Here is an 18,842-nt window from a genome sequence, read left to right as displayed (position 1 = left end):
CTTTAGTCCTTAATGAAATGTCCTACAAATTTAGAGTAGTTATCTAAAATTTTGCCGCCCTTTCTATATCCAAGTGCGCACGCCTCATAAGCGTAAAATACCCCTGCTTGGTAGCTCTCGCCTCTTTCGTCTTGATTAAACTCGTAAAATTCTTGATAGATGGCTTTGTTTGAGTCGTATTCGCCGTCATTGCTTGCTATTTGTGCGCCGTTTTCATCGTATATCGAGACGTTTGCACCTTCTCTGCCAAATACCGGCTTTTTCACATATTTTTTGCCTTTTAGTGGCTCATTTGAGGTCTCAAGCAAGAGCGGGTGATTAGGATATAGATCCCAAAGGATTTTTAAGATCCCTTTACTTTGGAAAAGCAGCGTGTAGGCTGGATTTATGATGATAGCTTTTTGGTTTTTGATGATATTTGAAAGTATAAGTGCTAGCTCGCCTTCATCGATCGCTATGCTCTCCCAAGGTACGAGTTTAAACCAGTATTCGAAATTTTCATCATTTTTAAAAATGCCCTCGTCATCGTTAAAAACGACCTCATCAACGTAAGCAAAGTCGGTTTTAAAGCCGGCCTCTTTTGCGATGTATTGCAGCAATTTCACGGTTTGCTCGTCCTCGATACTACCAGCGATAGAGCTAAAGAGTATCCCCCAGCCCTCGTAAACATCCTCGAAATTTACATTATCGTCGCCAAGCGTGATAAGGCGTTTAAAATTTTGCTTTAGAGCTTCGTAAAGGTTATTAAATTGCTCTGCTTCGTCCATATGATTTAGTTTTAGCATCGCCCACTGGATGATCGCTGTCTCAAAAACTGCCGTTGGCGTGTCGGCGTTAAATTCGATCAGTTTTATCGGCTTGCCATCAAGCCCACCAGCAAGATCAAATCTGCCATAAAGGTGCCAGTGAACGTCATTTTCCCAGCTTTTTTTGATGCTATCAACGAGATTAAACGGTATGCCTATCTCGTGAAAAAGGTTGTTGTCAATGACGTACTGAGCAGCATTTACGTACATATCATATAGCTCGTTTGCTGCTTCGTAGTAAGCATCCGCTTCACTTGCTTTTACCTGTATGATCTCATCTGCGATATATGAGCTGTTGTCGTTATCTGTATGCCACGCAAAGCCGATTTTCTCCATAAAATCGTTATTTAACGGAGTGATTTTTCTTAAATTTATCATTTTTTAGCCTCCAAAGCTTGATGAGCTAGAGCTTGATTTTGATCCACCACCGAAAAATCCACTCTTACCACCACTACTTCTTGCGGCAGAATTTGCTGCTTTTTGCTTATTAAAGCTATCAACGCTTCTTGTGTATGCGCTTGGATTTTTGTAAGAATTTTGACGAGTAGCTTGGAAATTTTGATTTCCAAAAAGCTTGCTACCTATCCAGCTACCAAGTATCGCACCAGCAGCTGAGGCAAGTATCGTCTCACCAAGGCTTAGACCGCCGCTACTTAGCTGTGTGTCGCTAGTTTTTGTTAAATTTGAAGTGCCATTGTCGATATTTGCGTTTGCTTGAGCTAGGAGCTTATCGATCTCGTCTTTGCTTAGCACACGCTCAGTACCGTTTATATCTTTTAACACGACTCTAGTTTCAGTACTTGGATACTCTTCTAAAATTTTATAAACGCCAGGTGCGCTCTCTTCGATGATGACAAAGGCACCATTTTTTTGTGCAACCTCATTTAGTGCGTTTTCATCACCGCCATTGTTACTGCCACAACCAGCAAGGCCAGCCATAACGATCGCACCAAATCCGCCTACCGCAGCATAAGTAGCTATCTTTTTAATGTGTTTCATATCTCTCCTATCAACTCTTTTAAATTTTTATGTCTTCTAACAAGTATCACACCTCGTTTAAATTTTATAAATTTTGAGTGGTGTATCGCTTTTATTATCTTTTCACTGGCTTTTTTCGTTGCCTTTGGCTTTAGATTTAGCTCCTTTAAAAATTCACTTAAATTTATCCATTTTGACTCATTTTCTATTTCGGCCTCTATCGCTTCGTTATTTGGCATATCGTCATTTTTTTGTGCTAAAAGTGGCCTTTGCATGGCATTTAGAAACTGCATGAGCTTTTCATCTCTATCTTTATAAATTTGCAAAATTTCATTTTTTCGCTCGATTAGCATCTGCTCTTTTTCTTTAAAAAGCCTATCTTTATCAGCTTGCAAGTTTAAATTTAAGCTCTTTAACTCGCTTAACTCATTTAGCAAATAATTTACAAACTCATCATTTTGGGATTTAGTTTTTGTACTTTTTGGAGCAGATTTTGTGGCTTTTTCGCTACTTGGTTTCTCATCAAGGATGACAAATTTTGTGCCATTTTCAATGACTGTATTTATCGAACCACGGCGGATTCTATTATAGACTGCTTCTTTTGTTATGCCTAAAATTTCTGCAGCTTCGTTTATAGCTAGCTTTTGCATCGAATTTCCGTTTAAAATAAAATAAAAAAATTGCTTTGATTATAAAAAAATAAGGCTAAAAGAAGAGTTAAACAAAGAGAGCAAAGCCCTCTTTGTCTTGGTTTTAGAGTCTTGACTCGTAGCGTCTAAGCATATAAAGACGTTTAAGCATTTTCTTGCGAGCTGCAATTTTTTGTTTTTTGCGGATCTCAGTTTTAGGCTCAAAGAAGCGTCTAGCTCTTGCTTCAGTTACTACTAAGTTACGGTCAGTTTGTTTCTTAAACTTTCTGTAACCCTCGTCAAATGACTCGTTAGGATGTACCTTAATACCAGGCAACGTCCTCACCACCTTTCAGATTAAAATAAGCCGTGAGTATAGTTTAATTTTCATAAATTTAAGCTTTTAACTATTTTTTTTTAAAACTCTTTTAATGCCATAAGCTTTATAATCATAAAATTTCAAAAAAGGCTTATTATGTCAAAGGATTTTCATCTTAGCTACGCCAAGAGGCGTTACATTTTTTTCGCCTGTATTACGCTATTTGTCTTTATTTTGCCATTTATCAGGATAAATGATGCACAGCTTTTTTTGCTAAGTTTTGATAAAAGTAGAGTTGATCTATTTTTTACAAAATTTGATATGCAAGAGCTTTATTTGCTGCCATTTTTATTTATCATTTTGTTCTTAAGCATATTTTTTCTAACGACACTTGCAGGGCGTGTTTGGTGCGGTTGGAGCTGTCCGCAAACTATTTTTAGAACGATATTTCGTGACTTTTTGCAAACTAAAATTTTAAAGATCAGAAAAAATATCCAAAATAAGCAAAATGAGCCAAAAGGACAAATTTTAAAGCGTGCTTTAGCAGTGGGGATTTGGTGTGTTTTAGCTCTTGTTATTTCGGCAAATTTTTTATGGTATTTTGTACCACCGCTTGATTTTTTTGCTTATTTAAAAGAGCCAAGCGAACATGGAGTTTTGTTTGCATTTTGGCTTGTTATCGCTATTTGGTTAGTTTATGATGTTATCATTTTAAAAGAAAATTTTTGCATTTATGTTTGTCCTTACGCTAGGGTGCAGTCAGTAATGTTTGATAACGATACGATCCAAGTTATTTACAACCAAAAAAGAGGCGGCGTAATCTATAACGGAAAAGAGAAATTTAAAAAACCAAAAGAAGAAGAGGGTGCGCTGTGTACTGGCTGCGAGGCGTGCGTAAGAGTATGCCCAACGCACATTGATATAAGAAAAGGTATGCAGCTTGAATGTATAAATTGTCTAGAGTGTAGCGATGCTTGTGCTAAAGTGATGAAGCATTTTTATGAAAGTTCACTTATTGAGTGGAGAAGTATAAATTCTATAAAAGAGCAAAAAAGAGTCAAAATTTTACGCTTTAGAACGGTTGCTTATCTCGTCATTTTGGGCATTGTCTTAACAGCTGGGGTATTGATGGGTGGCAAAAAAGAAAGTATGCTTTTAAACATAAATAGAACAAGCGAGCTTTATAAAATTCTAGGCGAAAATGAAGTCGAAAATTCGTACGTATTTTTGGTGCAGAACACACAAAATAAAGAGCATGCCTTTTACTTTGAAGTAGACGATAAGAATATAGAAATTTCTCGTCCAAATAAGCCATTTATATTAAAAGCTGGTGCAAAACAACGAGTCATCGTCACGCTAAAATCAAAAAATAAAAATTTAAGCGATAAAGATCTTTTAAAACATATAAATATAAAAGCTTATGCCACCGATGAGCCAGCTATCAGCGTGCAAAGGCAAAGTACTTTTATCTATCCTAAAAGATGATAAAATGGCAAAAATTTAACAGGAAGCAAGATGGCGATCTCAGAAAAAGGCAAAAAACGATACGAACTCATCGTAAAAACAGCGCTTGAGCTATTTTTAGAAAAAGGATACGAAAAGACAAGCTTAAGCGATATCGTAGCGATAAGTGGCGGATCGCTTTCTAGCATTTACACATTTTTTGAGAGCAAAGAGGGGCTTTTTGAGGCGATCATCGAGCAAGAGATAGACGCTCTTATAAAAGAGATCGATGAGAAAATAGATCTTAAAATTTCCCACAGCTTGGAGGAATTTTTAACCAAATTTGCAACCATAATATTTTCTATCGTTTGCAGCAAAAGGCATATCTCTCTTGGTAGGATAATGATGAGTGAGGGTTCTAAAAATGGCGGCAAACTTGGTAAGACGTTTTTGGATCAAATTTTAAAAAAGATCGATCTTGTGCTTATAAATTTCTTTGAAAGAGATGAGGTAAAAGCCAAACTTGATTCAAAATTTTCAGCCAAATTTGCTGCAAAGTACTTTATACAAAGCGTGATCGGGGCTTATTACTACGATTCGCTTTTGATAAATGAAGAACCAAAGCTTAGTGAAAAAGAGCGTAAAAAGCATATTAGCTTGTGTGTTGAGTTGTTTTTGAATGGAGTTAGTAAAAAATAAAATTGACTTTTTATTTGTTTTCTAATAGAATCGAGAACTTTAAATTTTTGTAACAATTATTACAAAAACTAAATATGATATTAAAATTTAAAATTAAGAGAGGTTTTTATGGCAAATTTTAAGAGTGTTCTTGTGCTTTCGGTTGCAGTTTTATTTCTAAGTGGTTGTTTTGAAAATAAAGAGAATAAAGCGGCAGCAGGTCACCAGATGCCACTATCTCATGTGGATATTTTTACCGCACAAAAAACAGACATACCTATTAGTTTCGATTACACCGCAACGGTTGCAAGTAGTCAAGATGTTATTATCTATCCAAAAGTTGGCGGAACTATCATAAAGCAGTTTTTTAAGCCGGGAAGCAAAGTAAAAGCAGGCGATAAGTTATTTTTAATAGATCCAGAAAAATATCAAGCAAGCTTTGACTCACTTGATGCCTCTGTTGGTGTAGCAAATGCAAATTTGAAAAATGCCGAGACCGAGTTTAAAAGAATTTCTGCCCTTTATAAGAAAAATGCAGTCTCTCAAAAAGACTATGACGCAGCAGTTGCAGCCTATGACATTGCAAATGCGAATTTAGTAAGCGCAAAAGCAAATTTAAAAAATGCGAAAATCGACCTTGGCTACACGACTATCACAGCGCCATTTGACGGCGTAGTGGGTGATAACCAAGTAGATGTTGGCTCGCTTGTCATAGCAAACCAAACAAAGCTTGTAAGACTTACAAAAATAAATCCTATTGAAGCAGAATTTTATATCGCCGATGTGGATAATCTAACTAGAAAGACAAATTTGGATAACGGCTCATGGCAACAGCTAAATAGTGACACTGTGTTAAGTGTCAATGGCGAAAATTTTAATGGTAAAGTAAATTTTATAGATAGTGTCGTAAATACCGCGACTGGCAGCGTTTTAGCAAAGGCTAGCTTTGATAATAGCGAGGGTAAAATTTTACCAGGTGCGTTTGGTCATATAAAGATGAGTGGATTTGTTCAAAAAAATGCCTTTAACATCCCACAAGTTGCCCTTCAACAAAGTGCTACAAACTCTTATGTTTTAGTTGTAAAAGATGGCAAAGTAAGCCAAAAAAATGTAAAAACAGGATATCAAACAAAAAATATGGTAGCAGTCACTGAAGGTCTTGAAGAGGGTGATAAGATAATTGTTAATAACTTCCTTAAAATAGGAGTTGGTGCACCAGTTGAAACTGATAAAGACCTAAGTGCGGAATTTATAAACGGCAAAGATGCAAACGCTACAAGTAGCAAGTAAAGGCAGATAGATGTTTTCAAGATTTTTCATAAACCGCCCGATATTTGCGACTGTTATATCTATCATTATAGTTATAGCAGGTTTTATGGGTATCAAGGGACTTCCAATAGAGGAGTATCCAAGTCTTACTCCACCTACTGTCTCTGTAAGTGCGACATATAGCGGTGCTGATGCGCAGACTATCGCTGATTCAGTCGCAAGTGCGATCGAAGATCAGATAAATGGCGTTGAAAATATGCTTTATATGCAAAGCACATCAAGCTCAGCAGGTACGATGAATATAAGCGTATATTTTAAGATCGGCTCATCGTCAAAACAAGCTACGATCGATGTAAATAACCGCGTGCAAGCTGCCCTTTCAAGACTGCCTCAAGAAGTGCAAAATATGGGCGTAACAGTGCGCGAAAGAAGCGGCTCGATCCTTCAGGTTGTTGGCTTTACAAATCCAAATATGGATTTGATCGAACTATATAACTATGTAAATTTAAATATTGCTGATGAGATAAAAAGGGTTAGTGGTATAGGTGATACAGTATTGATAGGTACTAAAGAGTATTCTATGAGAATTTGGCTAAAGCCAGATAGACTAGCTCATTTTAAACTAACTCCAAGTGACGTCATTTCTCAAGTAAAAATTCAAAATTCACAATACGCTGCTGGCAAGATAGGCGAACAGCCATCGGATGGTGGTAATCCTTATGTTTATTCTGTTCGTACCGATGGACGTCTTAAAAATGTAGCCCAGTTTGGCGATATAATAATTAAAAGTTCTGATGGATCAGTATTGAAGCTAAAAGATGTAGCTACCATAGAGCTTGGGGCAGCTAGCTATGCTAACGACGCGATGTTAAACGGCAAACCAGCTATTCCTCTTTTGCTATTTTTACAAAACGATGCGAATGCTCTTGCTACCGCAAATGCTGTAAAAGAAAAGCTTAACGAGCTAAAGAAAACTTATCCTGTTGGACTAGAGCACACCATAGCTTACAATCCAACAGAATTTATAGATGTTTCAATTGATGAGGTTATAAAAACTTTCATTGAAGCGATGGTACTCGTCTTAATCGTAATGTACTTTTTCTTAAAAAGTTTTCGCGCGACTATCATTCCGATGCTTGCCGTGCCAGTATCTATCATAGGTACATTTGGCGGACTTTATGTGATGGGTTTTAGTATAAATTTGATTACACTTTTTGCCTTAGTTCTTGCCATCGGTATCGTCGTGGATGACGCGATCATCGTTATAGAAAATGTCGAGAGAATTTTACATGAAGATAAAGACATAAGTGTAAAAGATGCGACATTTAAGGCGATGGAGGAGGTGCAAACTCCAGTTATCTCTATCGTACTCGTGCTTTGCGCGGTTTTCGTGCCAGTTTCATTTATGGAGGGCTTTGTTGGCGTTATACAAAAGCAGTTTGCTCTAACACTTGTTGTTTCTGTTTGTATCTCAGGCTTTGTCGCTCTTACTCTTACGCCAGCGCTTTGTGCGGTTATGCTTAAGAAGCAAGAGAGCAAGCCATTTTGGATAGTTCAGAAATTTAACGACTTCTTTGATTTTAGCACTAGACTCTTTACGGCCGGAGTGGCTAAAATTTTAAGGCATATTATTATTAGCTTTATTGTAATTGGTATTTTAGGATTTGCCACTTATAAGCTATTTGATGCTGTGCCAAAAGGGCTTGTGCCTTCAGAGGACAAGGGTGCTTTAATGGTTATCACCTCACTTCCACCTTCAACAAATATGCTAAAGACAAAAGAAGAAGTAGTCTCGATTAGTAACGCCATTTTAAGCAATCCAAATGTTGAGTTCACTATGGCTTTTGCAGGTTATGACATACTAGCTAGCTCGCTTAGGGAAAATTCAGCCGTTAGCTTTATAAAGCTAAAAGATTGGAGTGAGAGAAAAGGCGTTAATAATGGAGCTGATACATTAGCTGGCCAGTTTAATGGTATGCTTTGGGGCTCAAAAAACTCAATGACATTTGTTGTAAATTTACCGCCTATTATGGGTCTATCAATGACTGGTGGCTTTGAGATGTATCTACAAAATAAAAGCGGCAAGAGTTACAATGAGATAGAAGCAGACGCTAGAAAAGTATCAGCAATAGCCAATGCAAGGCCTGAACTAACAAATGTCAGAACCACGCTTGAGACAAATTATCGTCAGTTTAAGATAACAGTTGATAAAGAAAAAGCTAAATTATTTGGTGTAAGTGAGAGCGAAATTTTTAGCACGGTAGCAGCTACTTTTGGCTCTTACTATATAAATGACTTCAATCTTGCTGGTAAATCTTACCGAGTATATGCAAGAGCTGAGGAAAGTTTTAGAAATAATCCTGAGGATCTAAGAAAAATTTTCGTCCGCTCATATGATGGCGGCATGGTGCCACTAAATTCAGTAGCAACACTTACAAGAACGATTGGACCTGACATTGTTGATAGATTTAACCTCTTTCCATCAGCTAAGATCATGGGCGATCCAAAACCTGGCTACACGTCAGGCGATGCGATCAGAGCGATCCAAGAGGTCGTAAATGACATGCTAAGTAGCGAGGACTACGCTATAAGTTGGGCGGGAACGGCGTATCAAGAGGTAAATTCTCAAGGAACAGGCACAGTTGCCTTTATCTTTGGTATGATCTTTGTCTTTTTGATCCTTGCCGCTCAGTACGAGAGATGGCTCATCCCACTTGCGGTCATCACTGCCGTGCCATTTGCGGTATTTGGCTCGTTGCTAGCAGTTTGGATAAGAGGGCTGACAAATGATATCTACTTTGAGATCGGACTCTTGCTACTCATCGGTCTGGCGGCCAAAAATGCCATTTTGATCGTAGAGTTTGCAATGCAAGAGCGTGATAGCGGTAAGAGTATATTTGACTCAGCGATAAATGCAGCTAGACTTCGCTTTAGGCCTATCGTAATGACCTCAATTGCATTTACACTTGGCGTCTTCCCGATGGTTATAAGCACAGGTGCTGGTGCAGCTTCTCGCCACTCACTAGGAACTGGCGTGGTTGGTGGCATGATCGCTTCTACGACGATAGCTATATTTTTCGTGCCAATGTTTTACTATTTGCTTGAAAATTTAAATGAGAAATACTGGAAAAAGGGAGCAAAAAAAGATGAAAAATAAGGCGTTTATACTTATAACGGCGGCGTTTTTAGCTGGTTGCTCATTTCGTCCAGATATGCCAAATGTAGATACAAATTTCACATCTACCTACACTTATGAGACAAGTGATATAAGGGATCTTTGGTGGAGAGAATTTAACGATGAAAATTTAAATTCTCTAGTTGAAAATGCACTTGAGAAAAATACAAATTTACGTGTTGCTTATTTAAATTTAGAGAAAGCAAAAGCAAGCCTTGGCGTAGCTGAGGCAGACTTGCTTCCTGGTATAAATTTAAATGTAGGATATACCAAAGCAAAAAGTAGTGGCGAAACATATACTAAACAACCACAAACTCGTTATAGAAAATCAGATATAAATTTGGGATTAAATTATGAGATTGATCTTTGGGGTAGAGTAAGAAATAATGTAGCAGCAGCTGAAGAAAGCCTAAATGCAACCAAATTTGACTATGGTAGCGCGAGACTAAGTATCAGCTCAAATGTTGCAAAAAGCTACTTTGCATTAGTTTCATTAAATATGCAAGAAGCTGTGCTAAGAGAGACTTTAAAAACCTATGAAGACACGCTAGCACTTCGTAAAACACAGCTTGATCTTGGAAGCATAAACGAGATGACTTATTTGCAAAGTAAGGCAGCAGTAGAAAGCGCTAAGACCAATCTTACTTCTATATTAAATGCAAAGTCAAAAGCTATCACCTCACTAGCTATCTTGACTGGTAAAAGTAATAATGAAATTTTAGGTGGAGCTGTTGCTAGCTCGCAAAATTTACCAGCTTCTCCAGAGATAAGTGCTGGCATTAGCTCTGAAATTTTGCTAAGAAGGAGCGACGTGGCAAAGGCACTGGCTGATCTAAAATCTACAAATGCTCTTGTTGGTGTTGCAAAGGCTGAGTATTTTCCAAGCATTTCACTGACTGGACTTTTTGGCTTTTCAAGTATTGATTTTGAAAATATCTTTGTTGGAAATGCCAATACATGGAGCATAGGCGGCTCTTTAGCACAGAAAATTTTTGATTTTGGTAGGACAAAAAATAATGTCTCAGTGGCTAAAGCAAATGAACAAATTGCCGCTGTTAATTATGAAGCAGCGGTAAAATCGGCTCTTGGCGAAGTAAGAGATGCGCTTGCTTCAAGGCAAAATGCAAAAATTTCTTTGGAACAAGTGAAAAATTTGCTAAAATCCCAACAAAGAATTTACTCGCTTGCTAAAGAGCAATATGATGCTGGCTACATTGGACATTTGGAGCTTCTTGATGCAGAGAGAAATTTGCTTCAAGCAAAATTACAAGATGTCTCTGCAAAGCTTGATGAGGTCGATAGTGCAGTCGAAGTTTATAGAGCTTTTGGTGGTGGTTTTAAGTTAGAAAAATAATTAAAAAGGAGAGAAATTGGGAACTAAGATATTAAATTTCTTGTTTTCTTGGGGATTTTTCGTTTTTGCTATCGCTCTTGGCGTAGCATTATGGTTTGCGATAAATTACGTGGATACATTTAGGCTTGAGTCAAGCTTTTATGATATCGGCGAGATATTTATGATGGCGGCTGTTTTTTGTATTGCTTTTTATGTGATCGCAGCAATATTTGTTATTCCTATTAGAGCGATCAAAAAATCTTAATCTTTCATCTAAGGATAAAATCCTTAGATGAACTTCTTGACTTCATTATGTGAAATTCTTAGATTTTTGATTGTTTATTTTAAAAATTTATTTATGAAATTTACCGCATTTATATTACTACTTCTAACAAGTATATTTTTAATAGCTTGCTCAGCTAATCAAGCAAATAAAAAGATAAGCAATTCTGAACTAGAAAACTTAGCTAAACAATATGGTGGAGTATATATATTTGATGAGAAATTTGAGAAAGAGATAGAGAGAATAGAAAGAGAAAGAGAAGAGCTAGCCAAAAATTTAGGTGATAAAATAAGATCTAATCCTAGAAAGATAAAACAAGGTGATAAATTTATAACGATATATGATGTAGATATGACCTTGGTAAATCAAAAATTCCCTCAAACCCTCTCAAATGGTAAAAAATACTACACTCGCTGGATAGATTATGAAAGAGATACTGGTAAAAAAGCAGAAGTACCAGAATTTTATATAAATAAGATAAAAGAATTTATTGGAGATGATTTTTTAAAAGAAGAACCTAGAATTTATCCTAAATATATATATTTTGATGGAAAAGAGATGAGAGTTATAAAAATATATCTTTCATATACTTATATTGAAACCAAATATGGACTATTTGGTGATGAAGGTAGAGGTGTATCATTTACCAAAGAGTCTTTTGGTACAAAATCAGGAGATAATATTTTTTACTTAATAAACAACAAATTCATAAAAGCAAACAAGGACAAGTAAGTGCTAACTAAAAAATCAAATAAAGAGCTAATAAATTGCTTTAAAGACTATATTGATATAGCTGATGCAAGTTATGCAATGCTTCATAATGTATTTGAGAATGAAAGAAATGGACTTGATGAGCTTTATGGTAAATAAACTAATCTATGAAAATACCCGAAATAAATTTTTATCTGCATAATAAATTTTAATAAACCCCAAACAGCACATAATAAATTAATAATATTATAAATACAATAACAATAAAATATCCAAACTAAAATTTCAAACATAAAAGGATAATCAATGAAATTTCTAGCAATAACACTCTTACTTCTAACAAGTATATTCTTAATAGCTTGCTCAGCTAATCAAGCAAATAAAAAGATAAGTAACTCTGAACTAGAAAATTTAGCTAAACAATATGGTGGAGTATATATATTTAATCAAAAATTTGTTGATGAGATAGAGAGAAGAGAAGCTGAAAGAAAAGAGCTAAGAAAAAATACAAAAGGTAGAGATTTAGGTGGCGGTCTTTATGCTGTAAATACAAAGTTGGTAGATGAAAAATTCCCTCAAACCCTCTCAAATGGCAAAAAATACTACACTCGATGGATAGATTATGAAAACCAAACTGGCAAAAAAGCTAAAATCTCTGAAGTCTATATAAATAAAATAATTGAGTTTATAGGTTTAGAAAATTTTAACAAAGAAAAACCATATTTAGATTTAGGAAAATTATATATAAATGATAATGGAGAAATAGTTCCTATAAGCATAGATGTTTATTATGAAACATATAGCACTAAATATGGCTTATTTGGAGATGAAGGAATGGGAATAAGCTTTAGTAAAAAAAGTATAGTTCCAGTAAGCGGTGGAAACAAATTTATTCTAATAAACAACAAATTCATAAAAGCAAACAAGGACAAGTAAGTGCTAACTAAAAAATCAAATAAAGAGCTAATAAATTGCTTTAAAGACTATATTGATATAGCTGATGCAAGTTATGCAATGCTTCATAATGTATTTGAGAATGAAAGAAATGGACTTGATGAGCTTTATGATAAATTTGGTAAAGATAATGTCCCTGAAAATATCGTAAATTCTTATAGAGAAGATGAAATAAAAAAGCCTGTTTGGAGATATAAAGATAATATAAGAAAAGGTGATATTTTAAATGGTGATATCCAAGACAAAGATGGAAATGTGGTAAAAAAAGTAGGAGATCCTACCGCTTATGCTCTTTGTATAGAAGCAAGATTTATGGCAGATAAAATAGTAAAGAAGCCGGTTGGAGCAAATGGAGAAACAAAAGATACTGAACTCAAAAATGATGTAAAAAATTTTATAGCTTTGGTACCAGATCAGCCACCCTATATCTTTTATAAACCCGAATCCCTCTCCCCTCGCACGAAACTCTTTGTTAATCGCTATGAGCTAGTAAAGCACATACCTAATCAAAAATCAGGTTTTAGCTCAACTATATTTTATGACACGCTTAAGTCAAACTATATCATAGGCTTTAGAGGAACAGAGATGAAAATAAACGATCTCTTAGATGATGCCTTTATGGCTATCACATCAAGAGCGCTTATGCAAATATCTGCTTTAAAATCACTTCAATCCTCTATGCAAGAAGCTATAAATTCTCATAGTCAAAACTTAAGTGGTTTAGATAACACCGCCAAAGACATCATTTTATCAGGTCACTCATTAGGTGGTCATCTAGCTCAAATATATGCAGTAACCTTTAAAGATAGCGGAGTGAAAGAACTTTATACTTATAACGCTCCAGGAATTTATGGTGGTATATTAGCTTCAGCTTTTACTTGGAGCTTAAGGCTTCTTAGCTTTGTGGCTAAAGCCATAGCAAAAGGTGCAAGATGGATAGCAAGGGTCATAGACAAAGATGGCTTTATAGGAAAGATGGTAGGCTCGGTCTTTAATAAGATAAAAGGGATGTTTGGCTTTAAGGATGATAAGAGTAGCGTAGATGAATACGTAGATGTAGTTAAAAATAATGAACAAGCTCAAAAGACTCTTGCAGATAAAAAGGTGAGCTCTAATATAAATAAAGCTAGCAAAGAAAAAGATATAGACATAGAGATACATCACGTAGAGAGCGTTAAACAAAGTATCAATAGAGATGAAGATAGCTTTTCGAAAGATGTAGCTGTTTTGATAGAACCTACCTTTTCGGTCATATCTGATCTAGGCTATAAGCTAGGCATAGATACAACTGGCGAAGTAAAGTATGAAAATACTGAGAATAGACACTTGGTGAATATATTAATTAGATCTCACTTTTTAAAAGAGAGCGTTTTGATTTTATATATGTTGTGTTATCTCTTGGAAAACAAAGAAAATGAAGCCAAGATAGAGGGTAAAGATATAGCTGAAGCACTTGATTATCTAAATGAATATATCCAGTCGCTTAAATTTAAACTAAAATGTATAAGATCGAAGTTAAATTTAGATGTAAATATAGATGATATATGTGATGCTTCTATGCTAGATGCGCCTTTATATATCTTTTATGCTTATTTAAATCTCTTTTATGAATATGGCAAATTTAGTGATGAAAATTTCAAGCAAGATATGGTCGGGTATATAATAGAAAATTTAGGCAGCAACATAGATAAAAATACCAACAAAGAAGCACATCTAGTAAAGATACTAGATATAGATGATCTAGATAAACTAGATGCGACAAAGATAGTAAGTGATGCTAGAGCTGGTGATATAGATATGCTAGTGGCTATTTGTGCTTTGAATTTATTTGTATTTGAAAAAAAGATAGATGTAAATGAGCTTGGTAAATACTTCTCTTATAACAAAAACATCTATAAAAATATAACGATACTACGAGATAACAGAGTAGATATAGCAGAGGCTAGCATCTTCGTAAAAGATAGAATAGATATGCTAAAGAGCATAATAAATCTAAAATATGCGGATCTAGCAAAGCTAAAAGAAAATGAAAATTTCTTGGCCAGCATAGACTCCAAGGATATAAGCTCTAGCGATGAAGCCATAGTAATAGCTAATAATAAATCCGCTCAAAATAATGATGATGTGGCTTACAACAATAAAGTAGCAACCGATGATATAAAAGCTCTTATGAATGAGAGCGTGGGAAGTATCTTTTATAAAAACAACGATACCCTTAGTGTAAGTGCAGTGGATAAAAGTATAGTCGATGTTGAGGTATTAAAGGAGATATTTAAGCTAGATAGTAAAAATATGAATCAAAGAATATATCTAAACTCTGCCCTTTTGTCTAAAGCCAATGAAGAGGAGGATTATCCACTTTATTTTAAAGACGAAAAATATAATAGTGATGAGAATATACCTCTAAATTTTACTCATCAGCCAAGAGATGAGGATAAAGATATAGGAAGGCTAAATGTTGCTTATAGAAATTCTCAAGCAAATATATTAAATTATTCACTATTAAATAAGAGTCTAAATATCGATCTAAAACCAATGAACAAAAAGACTAAAGAGGCTCTTTCAAATTTAAATCAAAGGCAAAATTTACAAAAAGATAATCAATCTAAAGAAATTTCATCCACTGCGACTTCATGCCCTGTCATAGAGGATGACACTATCATTTGCCCACATGGCGGTCATGTGATCTTAAAAAGTAGGGTAGGCAGGAGCATAAGATCAGACGATCAAGGCGTGATACTCGATGTTGATTTTATAAACTCGCCGATAGTAGGCTGCTCGGCTAGGATTCCATGCGTCATAGTAGCTTATGTACCAAGATCAGCACTTAGTCTAAAAAGCATGAATGATCACTACGCTGTAATGCAAGATCTAGTGCCAAACTGCCTAAGCAACACGGGCTCTTCGCTAAGGTGCATAAAAAAAGAGAATAAACTAAAACTAGAGCATAGTTTAAGTAATCCTAGTATGCAAGATAGTAGCGAAATAATAAAAGATATAAATTTAAATAATGCCTACATAAGGCTTCATATAAAATCAGCCCTTAATCAAACAGATAATCTTGCTGTTTGTATATATAAGCTAAATGATGTGGAATATAAAAACCAAGAGGGATTTAAAGAAATGGAGCTAAATTTAGATGAAGGCTCTGATATAAAAGATAAGAAGCTAAAAGAGTATCTAAAGGCCCGATTTAGAGATGATAAATTTAGCATCTCATCATTTAACTTCAAATACTCGCTTATGGATAAAAATTTTATTTTTATTACCCCTAAATATACTGAACCTATCTATAAAGACATGACGCTTCCTAAGAGTGGAATAGGATTTTTTCAGTTTGTAGATGATATTAGCGACGATAACAATCTTATCTATATTACGCCAAGTAAGGCAAAAACAGTATGTATGAAATTTGCTTGTGGGTTAGATAGTGAATATAGCGATGATATAAATATAATTAAAACAGTAGTGGTGGCATAACGATGAATGATATAAATATAACCTACTCTTGCGAAGAGAGTTTAAAAAAGATAAAAGAGTATATGGCTGATGCAAAGAGCGTGACGCTTTATACGTCTAGTTTAAATTCTCTTGAGTCAAACTACTTTGGCAGTATGGCAGTCTTAATAAGAAATGAACTATCAACATTTCTAAATTCTCGTTCTTGGAAAGAATTTTTTTCTAAAGAAGATAGGACAATATCTATCGTGACTGACTTTTATATAGATAAAGAGAGCTTTAAGGATAGAAATCTAAGTAGAACAAGAGAATTTAAATATAGAGGAATTCCAGTAAAAGTAGTTCATAAAAAGAGTGCAGTTGATAAATTCTTTGTAAATTTAAAGGAAAAGATCGATCCTATAAAAATTAGAACAGAAAAAATAAAGTATGGTCCAGGAAGAGAATATCAAGCTAGACCAGTAGAAAATTTTGCAGAAATGTTTGAATTTATAATATCTTATTACAACAAAAGCAAAGATATTTTAAGAGAGTGTTTAAGTACTTTAAAAGACGATCTAATAAATGATGCCAAGCCTTTAATGTCTAATGAGGAGTTAAACGAAACTAAATTTGAAAGAAGCGTCAAAGAGTGTTTTGATGAGCTAGATAAAAATTTAAAAGATCTAAACGAGGATGATGGAGAATTTATTATAAAGCAGTTCATACTTTCTATATTAAGCCTTGTTGATTTGTCAGGCGCAAAATCAGTGGGTAAAAAATTAATGGGATGGGGTACTGTTGCTTGGGAACTTATTAATTTTTCCACTGAAGTATATAAGTATCATGACAATAAAGCGTTTTATGGAGTATCTTTGCCTATACTAAGATTTTTTACATCTAGGTTTGCTTCTATTATAAATACCTTAAATATAAACTCAAATTGCAATGTCTTGGTATTCAAAAGTGATAAGAATTCTAAGGCTGGTTTTTTTATAGACTTTACACATTTAAATTTAGACTATATTCCTTTTCAGATTAATTCAGTCGCAAAGGAGATAAACTGCAATGCAGATGAAGGATATAGCGTATATGGATATTTAGATGATGTATCAGTGTTTGAATATACTAAAGATATTTGCTCTTACGATATCATAAATAAAAACTTAGGATTTGGCTCAAGTGATGATACCTTATTTAGTAGATTAAAAGATGAGATAAAAAGTACAAATGCAAATCTAAATTTCATCTGCGCTTCAAATTTCAACTCTGTAAAACTAGCCAATCTAATATCAGATAAGTCTGACAAAAATGGCACATCTATAAATGATGAAATGAATAGCAAAGACTTTTCAAATTTAAATAAAAACTATATCGTTCTTTCAAACTCCCCTTTTAGATCAAGTGCAGGATTAAGAGAGGAAGTTGTAAGCAAAAGCTTGGATCAAGAGATAAAAGACGGAATAAATAGATCAAACAATGGTAGTGTAGTAAAACAAAAATTTACTGACATAAAAACCCTAGAACCTGTTAAAGACTATAGCCAATATAGTATAGATATAAATAAAGGCAACAACAAATCAACTCTTGTTTTAAATTTATCCCCATTTGCAAGGATAGATAAGAATTATATAGACAATATTATAGAGAGAAAAAAGGCAAGTGATAAAAAAGCAAACAAAACTTCTTTTGCATATGTACCAGATCAACTAAAAAATGACGAGCTTTATAATGTGAATTTTGTACATATAAATGCTTATGCTAAGCAGCCAAACGATATGGAGAAGATAAAAGAAAATGAAAAAGCTTATATGGATAAGGTCACTCTAACTTTTAAAGATATTTTTGAAAAGATAAATAAAAATGTTTCTGAAAGAAGTTTTGACCCAAACTATCCTAGTGTAGATGATATGGTTAATATGAAAAAATACGAAGATGAAATGAATATAGGAGATGCTAAAGAACTTACAAGTGAAATAATCGATCGTATGCCAAAAGACCACTACTCTTTAACAGAAGTGCTCTCTATTGCCGTGGCTTACTTTATAATAACTAAAAGCTACCCAGGAGACCTAGTAAAGAAATCTGTTAGTAATGATGGGGAATATATAGAGATAGCAGAAAAAAAGATAAAGGTTATCCATAAAAACGCAACAATAAGACTTGGCGAAAAAGAGCAAGCTTTGTTTTTTTACAAAGATAGTATAAATGCAAATGTTGGTGAATATATTTGCATCGAAGAATTAAGAGACTATATGGAATACTCAAAAAAAGGTAACGTAGCAAGTGTGGAAGAGCTCTTAAAAGCAAATAATGAGAATAAGCATGAAATCATAGACACTTCTATCTTAGGGCTAAAGGAGCAAAAGCAGATAGAAGAGCTACTTGATAAACAAGCAAAAGAGATAGAGGATTGTTGGAAAAAGGACGATGCTATCTTGAAAAAGACTTTAAACATGCAAGATATCCCTTATGAAACCATAGAAAAAGATATGAAGAAGGAAGCTCCAACGCTTATAGTAAAAACTGCCATAGAAGGGCTATTTCCTTTTGCAGAGTACTTTAGTGAAGATGGTCAATCAAAAATTTATAATTCTATTGGTTCATTTATATTTGATCCAAATAAAAAAGAGGCAACAGATGAGCTTCTTGATGAGCTTGGTGTATTAAACATTGTAAGACAGTTATTTACTATGAATAATACTGAAAATGTGGATAAATTTATAAAGTATGTAACAAATTCTAAAACAAATGTTGAAATCCTAAGGAAATCAAAAGGAAATCTGCTTAAACAGGCTATTAACTCTGTAAAACTTCGTCTCCTAA

The 18,842-nt window shown here is 34.5% G+C and carries 15 protein-coding genes; 11 read left to right on the top strand and 4 right to left on the bottom strand.

Features of this window, described 5'->3' with window-relative positions; translation table 11 throughout:
* Positions 1 to 2: 2 nt before the first annotated feature.
* The 4 genes from A3223_RS06805 to rpsU all read right to left on the bottom strand — a co-directional run bounded on the left by A3223_RS06805 (position 3) and on the right by rpsU (position 2,750).
* Positions 3 to 1,184: a glutathionylspermidine synthase family protein gene (locus tag A3223_RS06805; protein WP_084109683.1), complete on the bottom strand. Its 1,182-nt coding sequence runs from the start codon at positions 1,182 to 1,184 to the stop codon at positions 3 to 5.
* Between the two features lie 3 nt (positions 1,185 to 1,187).
* Positions 1,188 to 1,805, bottom strand: a complete 618-nt coding sequence (locus A3223_RS06800; RefSeq protein ID WP_084109682.1) for a UPF0323 family lipoprotein — start codon at positions 1,803 to 1,805, stop codon at positions 1,188 to 1,190.
* On the bottom strand, positions 1,802 to 2,434 hold the full coding sequence (locus A3223_RS06795) for a DNA-binding protein (protein ID WP_084109681.1): 633 nt from the start codon (positions 2,432 to 2,434) through the stop codon (positions 1,802 to 1,804). Before A3223_RS06795 ends, A3223_RS06800 begins: the two co-directional genes overlap by 4 nt.
* Positions 2,435 to 2,537: 103 nt before the next feature.
* The gene (gene rpsU, locus A3223_RS06790) at positions 2,538 to 2,750 is read right to left on the bottom strand and encodes a 30S ribosomal protein S21 (protein ID WP_009294994.1); all 213 of its coding nucleotides are present in this window, start codon (positions 2,748 to 2,750) and stop codon (positions 2,538 to 2,540) included.
* Between the two features lie 138 nt (positions 2,751 to 2,888).
* Between rpsU and ccoG the strand changes: the two genes are divergently transcribed.
* From ccoG to A3223_RS06735, 11 genes are all read left to right on the top strand, one after another.
* Complete coding sequence (ccoG, locus tag A3223_RS06785; protein ID WP_084109680.1) at positions 2,889 to 4,217, top strand: cytochrome c oxidase accessory protein CcoG; 1,329 nt, start codon at positions 2,889 to 2,891, stop codon at positions 4,215 to 4,217.
* Between the two features lie 30 nt (positions 4,218 to 4,247).
* A complete protein-coding gene (locus tag A3223_RS06780) occupies positions 4,248 to 4,874 on the top strand; it encodes a TetR/AcrR family transcriptional regulator (protein ID WP_084109679.1) in 627 nt (208 codons plus the stop codon).
* A 108-nt stretch (positions 4,875 to 4,982) separates the two neighbouring features.
* Positions 4,983 to 6,143: an efflux RND transporter periplasmic adaptor subunit gene (locus tag A3223_RS06775; RefSeq protein ID WP_084109678.1), complete on the top strand. Its 1,161-nt coding sequence runs from the start codon at positions 4,983 to 4,985 to the stop codon at positions 6,141 to 6,143.
* Positions 6,144 to 6,153: 10 nt separating this feature from the next.
* Positions 6,154 to 9,279: an efflux RND transporter permease subunit gene (locus tag A3223_RS06770; RefSeq protein WP_084109677.1), complete on the top strand. Its 3,126-nt coding sequence runs from the start codon at positions 6,154 to 6,156 to the stop codon at positions 9,277 to 9,279.
* Complete coding sequence (locus tag A3223_RS06765; RefSeq protein ID WP_084109676.1) at positions 9,269 to 10,651, top strand: efflux transporter outer membrane subunit; 1,383 nt, start codon at positions 9,269 to 9,271, stop codon at positions 10,649 to 10,651. The genes A3223_RS06770 and A3223_RS06765 overlap by 11 nt, the downstream gene beginning before the upstream one ends.
* 16 nt (positions 10,652 to 10,667) lie before the next feature.
* Positions 10,668 to 10,895 carry a hypothetical protein gene (locus tag A3223_RS06760; protein WP_021090435.1) on the top strand — a complete coding sequence of 76 codons (228 nt, stop codon included), beginning with the start codon at positions 10,668 to 10,670 and terminating at the stop codon, positions 10,893 to 10,895.
* Between the two features lie 27 nt (positions 10,896 to 10,922).
* A complete protein-coding gene (locus A3223_RS06755) occupies positions 10,923 to 11,645 on the top strand; it encodes a tRNA 2-selenouridine synthase (protein ID WP_257639269.1) in 723 nt (240 codons plus the stop codon).
* Positions 11,646 to 11,783, top strand: a complete 138-nt coding sequence (locus A3223_RS06750) for a diadenosine tetraphosphate hydrolase (RefSeq protein WP_084109675.1) — start codon at positions 11,646 to 11,648, stop codon at positions 11,781 to 11,783.
* Positions 11,784 to 11,930: 147 nt separating this feature from the next.
* Positions 11,931 to 12,560: a tRNA 2-selenouridine synthase gene (locus A3223_RS06745; protein WP_084109674.1), complete on the top strand. Its 630-nt coding sequence runs from the start codon at positions 11,931 to 11,933 to the stop codon at positions 12,558 to 12,560.
* Entirely contained in the window at positions 12,561 to 16,058 is a 3,498-nt protein-coding gene (locus tag A3223_RS06740; protein WP_084109673.1) for an Mbeg1-like protein, read from the top strand.
* 2 nt (positions 16,059 to 16,060) lie between these two features.
* Positions 16,061 to 18,842 (top strand): hypothetical protein (locus tag A3223_RS06735; RefSeq protein ID WP_084109672.1); only part of this gene is annotated, 2,782 nt, incomplete at its 3' end.

Source organism: Campylobacter concisus (assembly GCF_002092855.1).
Taxonomy (GTDB): domain Bacteria; phylum Campylobacterota; class Campylobacteria; order Campylobacterales; family Campylobacteraceae; genus Campylobacter_A; species Campylobacter_A concisus_AI.
Note: the sequence above shows the minus strand (reverse complement) of the source record. Positions and strands in the feature narration are given on the sequence as shown.